General features: G+C 73.3%; 10 protein-coding genes. 5 read left to right on the top strand and 5 right to left on the bottom strand.

The features are described 5' to 3' along the window. The first annotated feature begins 105 nt into the window (after positions 1-105). Both ACIGXE_RS27075 and ACIGXE_RS27070 read left to right on the top strand, forming a co-directional pair. Complete coding sequence (locus ACIGXE_RS27075) at positions 106-903, top strand: esterase/lipase family protein (protein WP_399751470.1); 798 nt, start codon at positions 106-108, stop codon at positions 901-903. 196 nt (positions 904-1,099) lie between these two features. Further along, entirely contained in the window at positions 1,100-2,659 is a 1,560-nt protein-coding gene (locus ACIGXE_RS27070; RefSeq protein ID WP_399751469.1) for a M23 family metallopeptidase, read from the top strand. A 98-nt stretch (positions 2,660-2,757) separates the two neighbouring features. On the opposite strand, the gene pcrA is transcribed toward ACIGXE_RS27070, so the two are convergent. After that, positions 2,758-5,208: a DNA helicase PcrA gene (gene pcrA / locus ACIGXE_RS27065; RefSeq protein WP_399751468.1), complete on the bottom strand. Its 2,451-nt coding sequence runs from the start codon at positions 5,206-5,208 to the stop codon at positions 2,758-2,760. 301 nt (positions 5,209-5,509) lie between these two features. Between pcrA and ACIGXE_RS27060 the strand changes: the two genes are divergently transcribed. Continuing rightward, positions 5,510-6,667, top strand: coding sequence for an NlpC/P60 family protein (locus ACIGXE_RS27060; RefSeq protein WP_399751467.1), 1,158 nt, complete (start codon positions 5,510-5,512; stop codon positions 6,665-6,667). Between the two features lie 199 nt (positions 6,668-6,866). Here ACIGXE_RS27060 and ACIGXE_RS27055 read toward each other — a convergent pair whose 3' ends face one another. After that, positions 6,867-7,220: a hypothetical protein gene (locus ACIGXE_RS27055; protein ID WP_399751466.1), complete on the bottom strand. Its 354-nt coding sequence runs from the start codon at positions 7,218-7,220 to the stop codon at positions 6,867-6,869. Between the two features lie 343 nt (positions 7,221-7,563). Here ACIGXE_RS27055 and ACIGXE_RS27050 point away from each other — a divergent pair, with 343 nt between their 5' ends. Then, positions 7,564-8,649: an NlpC/P60 family protein gene (locus ACIGXE_RS27050; RefSeq protein ID WP_399751465.1), complete on the top strand. Its 1,086-nt coding sequence runs from the start codon at positions 7,564-7,566 to the stop codon at positions 8,647-8,649. 390 nt (positions 8,650-9,039) lie between these two features. Here ACIGXE_RS27050 and ACIGXE_RS27045 read toward each other — a convergent pair whose 3' ends face one another. Continuing rightward, entirely contained in the window at positions 9,040-9,750 is a 711-nt protein-coding gene (locus ACIGXE_RS27045; RefSeq protein WP_399751464.1) for a LuxR C-terminal-related transcriptional regulator, read from the bottom strand. Then, positions 9,747-11,015, bottom strand: a complete 1,269-nt coding sequence (locus ACIGXE_RS27040; RefSeq protein ID WP_399751463.1) for a PspC domain-containing protein — start codon at positions 11,013-11,015, stop codon at positions 9,747-9,749. Before ACIGXE_RS27040 ends, ACIGXE_RS27045 begins: the two co-directional genes overlap by 4 nt. A gap of 156 nt (positions 11,016-11,171) precedes the next feature. Here ACIGXE_RS27040 and ACIGXE_RS27035 point away from each other — a divergent pair, with 156 nt between their 5' ends. Beyond that, a complete protein-coding gene (locus ACIGXE_RS27035) occupies positions 11,172-12,650 on the top strand; it encodes a PspC domain-containing protein (RefSeq protein ID WP_399751462.1) in 1,479 nt (492 codons plus the stop codon). A 156-nt stretch (positions 12,651-12,806) separates the two neighbouring features. Here ACIGXE_RS27035 and ACIGXE_RS27030 read toward each other — a convergent pair whose 3' ends face one another. Continuing rightward, positions 12,807-13,355 carry a DoxX family protein gene (locus tag ACIGXE_RS27030; protein ID WP_399751461.1) on the bottom strand — a complete coding sequence of 183 codons (549 nt, stop codon included), beginning with the start codon at positions 13,353-13,355 and terminating at the stop codon, positions 12,807-12,809. Positions 13,356-13,392: the final 37 nt, after the last annotated feature.

The following is a 13,392-nucleotide window of genomic DNA, read 5'->3' as shown; positions in this document are numbered from 1 at the left end:
ATTGTTCGCTCCGCAGCGGAGCCGCCACGGAGTCGCCGCATCCCCGCGCCGTCGACCGCACGGCCCGGAGGTGCGGCGCACCGCCGTACGGGACGGAGGTCGGCGATGGATCTCACCCCCACCGCGCTCACCGACCGGATGAAGGCCCACGCCCTGGAGCTCGCCGTTCTCGCCGGGCACCTGGTCCTCTACCCCTCCGGCCTGATCACCGAACGTCGCCGGACGACTCCGTCCGACGACCCCGGAAGCGGCCCGCGCCCCGTGGTGATGCTGCACGGCTTCGTCGACAACCGCTCCGTGTTCGTCCTGCTGCGCCGCGCCCTCGCCCGGCACGGCCGTCACGAGATCGAGTCGCTCAACTACTCTCCGCTCACCTGTGACCTGCGGGCCGCCGCCGAACTGCTCGGTCGCCGCGTGGAGGAGCTGCTCACCCGGACCGGCCACGACGGGGTCGACCTGGTGGGCCACAGCCTGGGCGGGCTCGTCGCCCGTTATTACGTACAGCGCCTCGGCGGTGACGCCCGGGTGCGCACGCTGGTCATGCTGGGCACCCCGCACTCCGGGACGAGGTTCGTGCCGCTGCCGCTGGCCGACGCGCATCCGCTGGTGCGCCAGATGCGCCCCGGTTCGGAGGTGCTGAGCGAGCTGGCGGGCCCGGCGCCGGGCTGCCGTACCCGGTTCGTCAGCTTCTGGAGCGATCTGGACCAGGTGATGGTCCCGGTCGAGACGGCCCGTCTCGACCATCCGGACCTCATCGTCCACAACGTGCGCGTCAGCGGCGTCGGGCACCTCGCGCTGCCGGTGCATCCCACGGTGGCCACGGGCATCCTCGAGGCCCTGGACGACGAGGGTCCGGCCGCGGATGCGCGGGACGGGTCCGCGGGGGCGGCCTCGGTGGCCTGACGGGCCGCCGGAGGACAACCGTTCTTCGAACGTTCTTCGAACACAGAGCCAAAGCTCTCTCCGTAACCCACCGAAAGACGGCCGATTGCCCGTTTCCCGGGGCCTGGAAACCCGGCGAAGATTGTCGGGCGCGCGTACCGCCGGGTACAGTCACGCCACTGCTTGACCCCCTGCTGCCGAGGCGAGAGAGAAGTTGGTGAACGACCAGCACCCCCACGCCGGGTACGTCACGGACGCCACCCAGACCACGGGCAGCTACGCCGTCGACCCCCTGTTCGGCACCTACGACACGGGCTACGACGCAGGTCGGACCAGCCACGACGGGTACACCGACCAGAGCGCGTACGCCGGTTACACCGACTACAGCGGCCAGTGGGACACCGGCTCCCACGGCTCGTACACCGCCACCGGCCAGTGGGACGCCACCGCCTGGAACGAGGCGCAGCAGACGGGCCAGTACGACGCGACGGCCTTCGCCTCGTACGACGCCACGGCCCAGTGGGCGACTCCCGGCTTCGAGACCGGGACCTACGACGCCACCGCCTGGAACCAGCCGGCCCCCGAGGCGGTCGTCCCGCAGCAGTACACGCCGGAGAACTCCCCCGAGTACCCGGCCGAGCACGCCACCGGCACCTCGTACGACTTCTCCCAGGAGAGCTTCGCGGCCTACGGGTCGTACGACTCCTACGCGGCTCCCGAGACGGCGACGTACGAAACCCCGCAGTACGAGGCGGAGTACGCCACGGCCGCCTACCCGACCGCCTCCTACGACGAGCAGCAGGCGTCGGCGTACGAGCCGGAGTTCGCCGAGTACACCCAGGGCGCCGAGTACACCGAGGGCGGCGAGTTCGCCCAGGGCACCGACGGCACCGACCAGGAGCTCGACGCGTTCCACGCCGCCGAGACCATGATCGCCCTGGAGATCGACCCCGATCTCCTCCCGGAGCAGGGCTCCGGCCCGGACGCCGCCCTTCCCGGCCGGCCCGTCCGCCGTTCCGGTGGCGGCAGCCGCGGCCGGCGCCGCACGCCCGCCAAGCGGTCGGCGCTCCTGACGGTCGCCGTCCCGTCCGCGTGCGTCATGGGAGTCGCCGGCATCGCCGCCGCCTCCGTCAGCGGTCTCACCGACGGCGCCGACTCCAAGGACGACACGACGTCCCTGGCCGCCGCCGACCCGGCCTCGGTCAAGCAGGTCGCCGCCAACAGCGAGCTGGACACCCAGCTCGCCGCGCTCAGCGCCGACGCCCGCGACTTCGGCGACCGCGCCAGCCGCACCCAGGAGCGCATCGACCTGAAGCTGCGCCAGGAGGCGGAGCGGAAGAAGCGCGAGGAGGAGGCCGCCCGCAAGGAGGCCCTCCGCCCCAAGTTCATGCTCCCGGTGAAGCTGCACCAGCTCAGCGCCCGCTTCGGTCAGGCCGGCGTCAACTGGATGTCCACGCACACCGGTATCGACTTCCCCGTGCAGTACGGCACGAAGGTCATGTCCGCGACCGACGGCACCGTCCGCACGCAGTGGAACAGCGCCTACGGCAACATGGCGATCGTGACCGCCCCGGACGGCACGGAGACCTGGTACTGCCACCTCAGCAGCACCAAGATCCGCTCCGGCAAGGTCAAGGCCGGCGAGGTCATCGCGTACTCCGGCAACTCCGGCAACTCCACCGGCCCGCACCTCCACTTCGAGGTCCGGCCGAACGGCGGCGCGGCCATCGACCCGCTGCCCTGGCTGCTCAGCCACGGCCTCAACCCGCTGAGCTGACGCCGCCGCCTCGCGTACGAGGAAGGGCCCCCGCCGAACTCCGGCCGGGGCCCTTCCTCTTGCCGCCGGTGCGCGGCGCCGGCGCAGGCGCCGGCCGCCTACAGCTTCTCGACCGGTGCGTACCGCAGCAGCAGCCGCTTCGGCTTCTCGCCGCCGAAGTCGATCGTCGCCTGCGCGTCGGCACCCGCGCCCTGCACGGCCATGACCGTGCCGAGGCCGAACTGGTCGTGGGTGACCCGGTCGCCGACCTGGAGGGCGATCACCGGCTTGTCGCTCGTACGACGGGTGGCGAAGCCCGAGGGGCCGGAGCGGGTGCGCGAGGAGGACAGCGAGGACGTGATGCCCGAGGTCGGCCCGGCGGGCTTGGCCATCGGCCCGGTCCGCTTCCACTCCAGATACGCGGTGGGGATCTCCTCCAGGAAGCGGGAGGCCGGGTTGTACGAGGGCTGGCCCCAGGCGCTGCGCATCGCGGAGCGGGTCAGATAGAGGCGCTCACGCGCGCGCGTGATGCCCACGTACGCGAGGCGGCGCTCCTCCTCCAGCTCCTTGGTCTGGCCGAGGGCCCGCATGTGCGGGAAGACGCCGTCCTCCATGCCGGTGAGGAAGACCACCGGGAACTCCAGGCCCTTGGCGGTGTGGAGGGTCATCAGGGTGATGACGCCCGCGCCCTCCTCGTCCTCGTCCGGGATCTGGTCGGAGTCGGCGACGAGCGCGACCTGCTCCAGGAACTCGGCGAGCGATCCGCCCTCTTCCCCGCGCTCCTGCTCGAACTCCAGGGCCACGGCGGCGAGTTCCTGCAGGTTCTCGATCCGGGTCTCGTCCTGCGGGTCGGTGGAGGCCTGCAGCTCGGCCAGATAGCCGGTGCGCTCGAGCACGGCCTCCAGGACCACGGCCGGTCCCGCGCCCGAGTCGACGATGGTGCGCAGCTCCTCCATGAGCGTGTTGAAGCGCTTGACGGCGTTGGCGGAGCGGGCCGCCATGCCGTACGCCTCGTCGACGCGCTTGAGCGCCTGCGGGAAGGTGATCTTCTCGCGCAGCGCGAGGGCGTCGATCATCGCCTCGGCGCGCTCGCCGATGCCGCGCTTGGGCACGTTGAGGATGCGGCGCAGCGGCACGTTGTCCTCGGGGTTGGCGAGGACGCGCAGGTAGGCGAGGACGTCCCGGACCTCCTTGCGCTCGTAGAAGCGCACGCCGCCGACGACCTTGTACGGCAGTCCGACGCGGATGAAGATCTCCTCGAAGACGCGGGACTGGGCGTTGGTGCGGTAGAAGACGGCGACGTCGCCGGCCTTCGCGTCGCCGGCGTCGGTGAGCCGGTCGATCTCGTCGGCGACGAACTGGGCCTCGTCGTGCTCTGTGTCGGCGACGTAGCCGGTGATCTGCGCGCCCGCGCCCGCGTTGGTCCACAGGTTCTTGGGGCGGCGGGACTCGTTGCGCTCGATGACGGCGTTGGCGGCGGACAGGATCGTCTGCGTGGAGCGGTAGTTCTGCTCCAGGAGGATCGTCGTCGCGTCCGGGTAGTCCTCCTCGAACTGGAGGATGTTGCGGATGGTCGCGCCGCGGAAGGCGTAGATCGACTGGTCGGCGTCGCCGACGACGCACAGCTCGGCCGGGCCGAGGTCCTCGTATCCGGTGCCGACCAGTTCCCGTACGAGCGTGTACTGGGCGTGGTTGGTGTCCTGGTACTCGTCGACGAGGACGTGGCGGAAGCGGCGGCGGTAGTGCTCGGCGACGTCCGGGAAGGCCTGGAGCAGGTGGACCGTCGTCATGATGATGTCGTCGAAGTCCAGCGCGTTGGCCTCGCGCAGCCGGGCCTGGTACATCCGGTAGGCCTCGGCGAGGGTCTTCTCGAAGCCGTCGGCGGCCTGGTCGGCGAAGGACTCCTCGTCGATGAGCTCGTTCTTGAGGTTGGAGACCTTGGCGCTGAAGGACTTCGGCGGGAAGCGCTTGGGGTCCAGGTCCAGGTCGCGGCAGACCAGGGACATCAGGCGCTTGGAGTCGGCGGCGTCGTAGATCGAGAAGGAGGACGTGAAGCCGAGCTTCTTCGACTCGCGGCGCAGGATGCGCACGCACGCGCTGTGGAAGGTGGACACCCACATGGCGTTGGCGCGCGGGCCGACGAGCTGCTCGACCCGCTCCTTCATCTCGCCGGCGGCCTTGTTGGTGAAGGTGATCGCCAGTATCTGGCCGGGGTGGACGTGCCGGGTGGCCAGGAGGTGGGCGATGCGGTGGGTGAGCACCCGGGTCTTGCCGGAGCCGGCGCCGGCGACGATGAGCAGCGGGGAGCCGGTGTGGACGACGGCGGCGCGCTGCTGCTCGTTCAGCCCGTCCAGGAGCGCGGCCGGGTCCACGACGGGGCGGTGGGCGCCGTCGCGGTAGTAGGGGTCCCGGGGCGCCGGGGGCGCGTCGAAGTGCTCCCCGAAGAGGTCGTGCGGAACCTCCTCCGCGGCCGGGGCGCCGTGCTCGTCGTCCTCGGGCAGGGGCGGAGGCTCCTCCGAGGAGTGGGTCTGGAGGCTCGCCAGGAAGCTGTCGTCAAAGAGGCTGCTCATCGCCTCCCGAGTTTAGGCCGCCGGACTGACAGGCGGTTGCCGCGTCCGAAAGTGACCCTCGGGAGGCGGGACGATGCGGAGGGTGCCGGTCCTCATCAGGTCACGAAAATGTATCGGACATAAGGCGCACCGGGCTTCCCACCCGTCCCACGGCTCGCTAGCGTGCTCGCCCAAGCGGCCCGTCCCCTACCCCTCTGCACCGTCGGCGAACCGCGCCGAGCGGGAAGCCCACGCCGAACCAGGCCCGCTCCCCCACGGCCGGCACCACACGGTCGGGTGCCTCTCGGCGTCCAGGAAGGAGATGCCGGCCTTGGCGTCCCATCGCAAGCCGCGCACGACCCGCCCCCACGCCCCCGCCGTCGGTGTCACCACGGCCGCCCTCGCCTCCGTCACGCTGCTGTCCGGACAGAGCGCCCACGCCGTGCCCACGCAGCCGGCGAAGCCCTCGGTCGAGGAGGTGCAGAAGAAGGTCGACCGGCTGTACCGGGAGGCCGGCGTCGCGACGCAGGAGTACGACCGCGCCAAGGAGGCCACCGAGCGGCAGCGCCGCGCGGTCGACCGGATGCTCGACGAGGCGGCTCGCCGGACCGAGGAGATCAACGCCTCGCGCCGGGCACTCGGCGCGTACGCGGCGGCGCAGTACCGGGCCGGCGCGGTCGGGCCGACCGCCACCCTGATCTTCGCGGACAGCCCGCAGGACTACTTCGACCAGACGCACCTCATGGACCGCCTCTCGCAGAAGCAGCGCACGGCGGTCGCGGACTACGAGTCGAAGCGCGCCGCGGCGGCGAAGCAGCGGGCGCAGGCCGCCCGGAGCCTGACGGAGCTGACCGAGGCGCAGAAGAAGCTGCGCGGCAGCAAGGAGACCGTGCAGGCCAAGCTCGCCGAGGCGCGCACGCTGCTCGCGAAGCTGACCGCCGAGGAGAAGGCGCGGCTCGCCCGGCTGGAGCGCGAGCGGCAGGAGGAGGCCCGACGCAAGGCGGAGGCGCGGGCCAAGGCGGAGGCGGCCGCGAGGGCGGCGGCCGAGGCCGAGCGCGAGCGGCAGGAGCAGACCCGGCCGGCGCCGGATCCGAGCACCCCGCCGCCGTCCGGTTCGGGCACCACGTACGCGGCGAAGGCCGCCGACGCCCTGGCCTTCGCGCGCGCCCAGATCGGCAAGCCGTACGTGTGGGGCGCGACCGGCCCCAGCTCGTACGACTGCTCCGGGCTCACCCAGGCCGCCTGGCGGGCGGCCGGGGTCGACCTGCCCCGGACCACCTGGGACCAGGTGAAGGTCGGCGACCGGATCGCCACGGAGAACCTGCTCCCCGGCGATCTCGTCTTCTTCTACGACGACATCAGTCACGTCGGCCTCTACATCGGCGACGGCAAGATGATCCACGCGCCGAAGCCGGGGGCGTACGTGCGCGAGGAGTCGATCTACTACATGCCGATCTACGGGAGCGTGCGCCCGGTGTGACGGCCGCGCGCCGGCGGCCGGTGGTCACGCCGTCATCGCGCCGTCACACCGCCACACCGTCACGCCGGCGCTGTCGCCGTCACGCCGGCGCTGTCGCCGTCACGCCGGCGCTGTCGCCGTCACGCCGGCGCTGTCGCCGTCACGCCGTCGGCGTCGGCGTCGGCGTCGGCGTCGGCGTCGGCGTCACACCGTCACACCGTCACACCCAGAGCGTGGCGATGAGGATGTTCGTCACGGTCAGGCCGCCGACCGTGCCGAACAGCGCCTTGTCGATCCGCTCCTCGTCGCGCTTGACGTAGACGAGGCCGAGGATCACGACGAGGAGGGCGAGCTTCACGCCGACCTTGATGTTGTTCACCGTGTGGTCGTCGGCCTGGTGGAGGCCGACCAGAGCGACGCCGGTGACCAGCATGGTCAGGGCGCCGTGCAGCATCGCCGGGGTGAAGCGGGCCGTACCCGCGCCCATCGCCTTCATCTGGGTCAGGAATCCACCGAGCAGCGCGCCGATTCCGATGATGTGCAGGGCGACGAAGACATTGATGAGTACGTCCATGGGGCGGAGCCTAACCGGGGCCATAGCACCGGCCCCGGGGCGGGTCCACCTTCTCCCTGGCTTCGGTCAGGGGGCTGCCGGAAGCACCGCCGGGACCTCGCCCGGCGCGAAAGAGAACGGTCCCGGAAGGCCAACCGGCGCCAATAGCGGTCAACGCACCGCCGACGGACGGCCGCCAGGTTTAGCGTCCTCCCCCAGGTGACCGGCTCCCCACCACCGCCGGACTCCGACGGCTGTCGGTCACCCCCGCCGAGAAAACCGGCGGCGGCGCGTTCCCCTGTGCGGGCCGCCGCCGGCCCCGGCGGGCGGAGTCGCCTACAGGGAGAGGATGTGACCCGCCCTCGTGGCAGCGCACCGCAAGCCCAAGCAGTCCCCGCTCGGCGGCCAGGCCGCCCGCACGGCCGCCACCCTGGCCCTGGCCTCCGCGGCCACCGCGACCGTCTTCGAGGGCTCCGGGCAGGCCGCGCCCCGCCCCACTCCCGCGCAGGTCAAGGCCGAGGTCGACCGGCTCTACGAGGAGGCCGAGGTCGCGACCGAGAAGTACAACGGCGCGAAGGAGCAGGCCGGCCGGGCGCGCGCCGCCTTCGACCGGCTGCGCGACGAGGCCGCCCGCAGGACCGACCGGCTCAACCGCTCACGCGAGGTCCTCGGCGCGTTCGCCGCCGCCCAGTACCGCTCCGGCGGGCTCGACCCCGCCATCCAGCTCGCCCTCACCTCCGACCCGGACCAGTACCTGGAGCGGGCCGCGCTCGCCGAGAAGGCCGGGGACCGCCAGGCGGCGGCCATCGCCGCCGTACGGCGCGAGCTGACCGCCGTACGGCAGCTGCGCGGCGAGTCGGAGGGCCGGCTGCGGGAGCTGCGGACGCACGAGGCCGAACTGCGCCGGCAGAAGGCCGCCGTGCAGGGGAAGCTGAACGCCGCTCGCGCCCTGCTGGCGCGGCTCACCGCCGAGGAGCGGGCCCGCTACGAGGCCGCCGTGGCGGCCGGAGCGCATGACGCGGCCCGCGCCTCGGGCGCCTCCGGGACCGCGGACCGGGCCGACCGGGGCTCGCTGCCCCGCGGCCCGATCACGGCGCCCACCGCCCGCGCCGCCGAGGCGATCGCCTTCGCCCAGGCGCAGCTCGGCAAGCCGTACGTGTGGGGGGCGACCGGGCCGTCCGCCTACGACTGCTCGGGGCTCACCCAGGCCTCGTGGCGGGCGGCCGGAGTCTCGCTGCCGCGCACCACGTACACCCAGATCAACGCCGGCCGCCGGGTCTCCCGCTCCGAGCTGGCCCCCGGCGACCTGGTGTTCTTCTACTCCGGCATCAGCCACGTCGGTCTCTACATCGGCGGCGGACAGATGATCCACGCCCCGCGCCCCGGCGCCCCGGTGCGGATCGCCCCGATCGACGAGATGCCCTTCGCGGGCGCCACCCGCGTCGGCTGACCGACACCCGGGCGCGAGGGCGTCGCCGGGCGCGCGCCGAGGGCGTCGCCGGCGGCCGGCGGCTCACCCGGCCGGCGCCCGCGCCCGGCCTCCGTCTCCGGCGCCCCCGCCCGGCCTCCCTCTCCGGCGGCCGCGCGCAGCCCCGTCCCCGGCCCGCGGCCGGTTTCCGTCCGGGCCCGGGACCGGCCTCGGTCCCGGCCCGCGCCCGAGCTCCGTCCGGCGCTCGCGCCCGGCCTCAGTCCCGGCCCGCGGCCGGCCTCAGCCTCGGCTGGCGCCCAGCCTCGGCGCCCGACCTCCGTCCTGGCCCGGGCGGCCTCAGTCCCGGCCCGCAGCCGGCCTCCGCGCCCGGCATCCCTCCCGGCCTTCGCCCCCGGATTCCTCCCCGGGCGCTCAGACCAGGCGGCGGGCGGTCGCCCAGCGGGTCAGCTCATGGCGGTTGGAGAGCTGGAGTTTGCGGAGCACCGCCGAGACGTGCGACTCGACCGTCTTCACCGAGATGAAGAGCTGCTTGGCGATCTCCTTGTACGCGTAGCCGCGGGCGATCAGCCGGAGCACCTCGCGCTCCCGCTGGGTGAGCCGGTCCAGGTCCTCGTCGACCGGCGGGGCGTCCGTCGAGGCGAAGGCGTCGAGGACGAAGCCGGCCAGGCGCGGCGAGAAGACGGCGTCGCCCTCCTGGACCCGGAAGATCGAGTCGACCAGGTCGGTGCCGGTGATCGTCTTGGTGACATAGCCGCGGGCGCCGCCACGGATGACCCCGATGACGTCCTCGGCCGCGTCGGAGACCGACAGGGCCAGGAAGCGGACCGGGTTCTCGGTCGCCGCCATGAGGCTCGCGCAGCGGCGCAGCACCTCGACGCCGCCGCCGCCCGGCAGGTGCACGTCGAGGAGGACGACCTCGGGGCGGGTGGCGATGATGACCGTCACCGCCTGGTCCACGTCGGCGGCCTCGCCGACCACCTCGACGCCGGTCACGTCGGTCCGGCCGATCTCGGCCTGCACCCCGGTGCGGAACATCCGGTGGTCGTCGACGAGCACGACCCGCACCCGGCGCTCCGCGTCCCGCGCCGCCGCCCCGCTCCCGGTCCCCGTCTCGTCGCTCATCCGTCCGCCCTCTCCATCTCCAGCTCCACTTCGGTACCCCCGCCGGGCACGGATCTCAGCCGCGCCGTTCCGCCGTTGCGCTGCATCCGGCCGATGATCGATTCTCGTACGCCCATCCGGTCGTCCGGTACCGCGTCCAGGTCGAAGCCGGGCCCGCGGTCCCGCACGGAGACGAAGACCGTCCGGCCCTCCACCTCCGCGTAGACCTGCACCGGCCCGCCCTCGCCACCGTACTTGGCGGCGTTGACCATCGCCTCGCGCGCGGCCTGCATCTGGGCGCCCAGCTTCTCGTCGAGCGGGCAGTCGCCGACCACCACGACCTCCAGCGGGACGCCGTGCTTGTCCTCGACCTCGGCCGCGGCCCGCTTGACCGCCTCGGCGAGCGTGGCCGGCTCCTCGTCCTCCTCCTTGCCCGTGCCCTCCGGCTTGTAGAGCCAGTTGCGCAGCTCCCGCTCCTGGGCGCGGGCGAGCCGGCGGACCTCGCCGGCGTCGTCCGCGTTCCGCTGGATCAGCGTGAGGGTGTGCAGCACGGAGTCGTGGACGTGGGCGGCGACCTCGGCGCGCTCCTGGGCGCGGATGCGCAGCGTGCGCTCCTCGCTCAGGTCCTGCGACATCCGGACCAGCCAGGGCCCGGCGAGCAGGGCGATGCCGGTGAGGACGGCGACGGTGGCGGTCAGCGCCGTTCCCAACTGGGCGACCGAGCCGCGGACCACCAGGAAGACGGCGAGGCCGGTGCCGACCAGGGCGACACCGACGAGCCCGCGCACGAGCTGGAAGGCGCGGCGCCGCCGGTCGGGATCGGTCCAGCTGGCCCGGCGGGCGTTGTCCGCCTGCCGCCAGACGAGGACGACACCGACGCCTATCAGCAGGAACGGCCAGAGGTAGCGGCCGGCCTGCCGGTCGACGTCGAGATTGCCGATGAACGCGCTGATCCCGATGGCGAGCGCGACGAGGGCGAAGACCTGGCCCCGGTCGGGCTTGCGGAGGCGTCTGCGGCCGTCCGGCGTGGTCTCGAACATGGGGCGCGGGGCGGAGCGGCCGCCGACGCCGAGCGGCACGACGATCCAGAACACCGCGTACAGCAGCGCGCCGAGGCCGTCCGCCAGCATCAGGGCCACGAAGAACGCCCGCACCCAGATCACGGGCAGTCCGAGGTGCCCGGCGAGACCGCGCGCGACACCGCCGAGCCACCGCCCGTCGGCGCTGCGATACAGCTTGCGCACGGGCGGTTCGTCGAGCTCGGGGACACGGGCTGCTACGGGCATGCACTGATCGTCACACGTTCGGCCGTCCCCGGACATCAGGGTCGGCCCGGATATCGACCCTGGAACCGTCTCGGGGTCCGGGCCGGCCGGAAGATCAGGGTCAAGGCAGGGTCGGTCCCGGTGCCGCGGGGCGTCACGGGCGGTCACCATGGACGCATGACGAGTACGACGCCTTCGCCCCCCGAGGCCCCGCCGCCGGCGGAGGCCCCGCCCGCCCCGCCGCTGCGGCGCTCGCGCGGGCAGAAGGTCGTGGCCGGCGTGTGCGGCGGTCTCGGCCGGCAGTTCGACCTCGACCCGGTGATCTTCCGGATCGCGCTCGGCGTGCTCTCCGTGACCGGCGGCGTCGGGCTGATCTTCTACGGCTTCGCGTGGCTGCTGATACCGCTCGCGGGCGAGGAGGAGAGCGAGGGCCGCCGGCTGCTGACCGGCCGGGTCTCGGGCTCCTCGCTGACCGCGGTGCTGATGGCACTCGTCGGCTGCGGTGTCTTCCTGTCGATGCTGCACAGCGGGGGGACGCTGGCGTTCGCGCTGATCCTCTCCCTCGGGGTGAGCGGCGCGGCGGTCTGGTCGCAGCGCCGGCAGTCGGTCGTGGCGACCGCCGAGGAGGGCGGCCGGATAGACGGTGCGGCGGCGCTCGCGGTGGCCGAGGCGCCGCCGGAGACGAAGGCGCCGCCGCTGGTGGAGTTCCCGTCGTGGTGGCGGGACCCGATCGTCAAGGACGGCTCGACCGGCAAGGTGGCCGTCGGCTATCTGTGGGGTCCGCACGGCGTGCTCGACGAGGACGGCACGATCGACGGCGTGGTGCCGACGCCGGGCAGCCAGTGGGGCCCGGATCCCGGGCGGCCGAGCCGGCCGACGCCGTCGGCCCGGGTGCGCACGAGCCCGCCGTCCATCGGCGGCCTGGTGTTCCTGCTCGCCCTGATCGCGGGCGGCCTCGGCACGGGCCTGTCGTGGGACGGGCATCCGCTGGGCACGAGCCTGCAGATCGGTCTCGCGGCGGCCCTCGCGGTGTTCGGGCTCGGCCTGGTCGTCAGCAGCCTCGTCGGCCGGACCGGGTTCGGCACGGTCTTCCTCATGCTCGTGACGGCGGGACTGCTCACGGTGGCCTCGGTGCTGCCGAAGGAGATCTCCACGGTCTGGGCGCGCGAGACCTGGCGTCCGGTGACGGTCGCGGCGGTGCAGCCGCGGTACGAGCTGGGCACGGGCGTCGGCACGCTCGACCTGTCGGGCCTCGTCGTGCCGGCGGGGACGAAGGTGACGACGCGGGTGGAGGTCGGTGCCGGGAAGCTGGAGGTGATCGTGCCGCGGAACGTGACGGTGACGCTGCGCGCCCAGGCGGGCCTCGGCGACCTCCGCCTGCCCCCGAACGGCCCGGCGCCGGCCCCGGCCACACCGCCGGCTCCGGCCACCCCGGGCGAGCCGTCGGCCACGGCCTCGCTCCGGCCGTCCGGGCAGTCGCCCGTGCCGCCGGCGGCGTCCGCCGTACCCTCGCAGCGGGGCGACATCGACATCGCGCCGGACCTCGACGAGACCCGTACGCTCACGCCGCCGCCGGGCGTCGCCCCGGGCGGCACCGTCGACCTCTTCCTGGAGGTCGGCCTCGGACAGGTGGAGGTCATCCGTGCTGGTTCATGAGTTCCGCCCCGGCCGGCTGATCCTCGGCATGGCCGCGCTGACCCTCGCCGCGCTCTTCGCGGGGGACGCGGCCGGCGCGTGGTCCGTCGCCTGGTACGTGGTGTTCCCGGTGCTGGGCGGGTCCCTCGGCCTGGCCGCGTTCTCCTCGTGGGTCGCCTATCTGATACGCCGGCGGTCGGCGAGGAGCGCGTCCAGCGACAGCACGGGCGCACCGGCCAGCAGCAGCGGGAGCCAGGCCATGAGATAGGCGAGGTCGTTGCCGAGGTAGTACGGGTTCACCTGCCAGCTGACGGTCGTCCACAGGCTCAGCGAGATCAGCGCCCCGCCGAGCGCGGCCACGCGGGCGAAGAGGCCGAAGAGGGTGCCGATGCCGACGGCCAGCTCGCCGAGGGCGATGGCGTAGCCGAAGCCGACCGGGTTCTTGAGGGCCAGGTCGACGAGGGCGGGCAGCGCCGAGGTGTCCCGGACGCCCCGCATGACCTCGCCGATCGACCCGGAGCCGGTGTCGGCGAGGAAGCCGGGTTCGGTGAGCTTGTCGAGCCCCGCGTAGATGAAGGTGATGCCGAGGAAGATCCGCAGCGGCACCAGGGCGTAGCGGGAGGCGAGGGCCTTCCAGCCGTCGAGGCCGCCGACGCCGGCGGGGGCCTCGTCACCACCGGTGCTCCCGGAGCCCCGGCCCGTCGTTCCGTCCGTCCGTCCCGTCATCTCCGGCCGCCTCTCCACGCCCCTACCTCTGATACGG

Source organism: Streptomyces sp. NPDC053431 (genome assembly GCF_044544925.1).
Lineage (GTDB): Bacteria > Actinomycetota > Actinomycetes > Streptomycetales > Streptomycetaceae > Streptomyces.
Note: the sequence above shows the minus strand (reverse complement) of the source record. Positions and strands in the feature narration are given on the sequence as shown.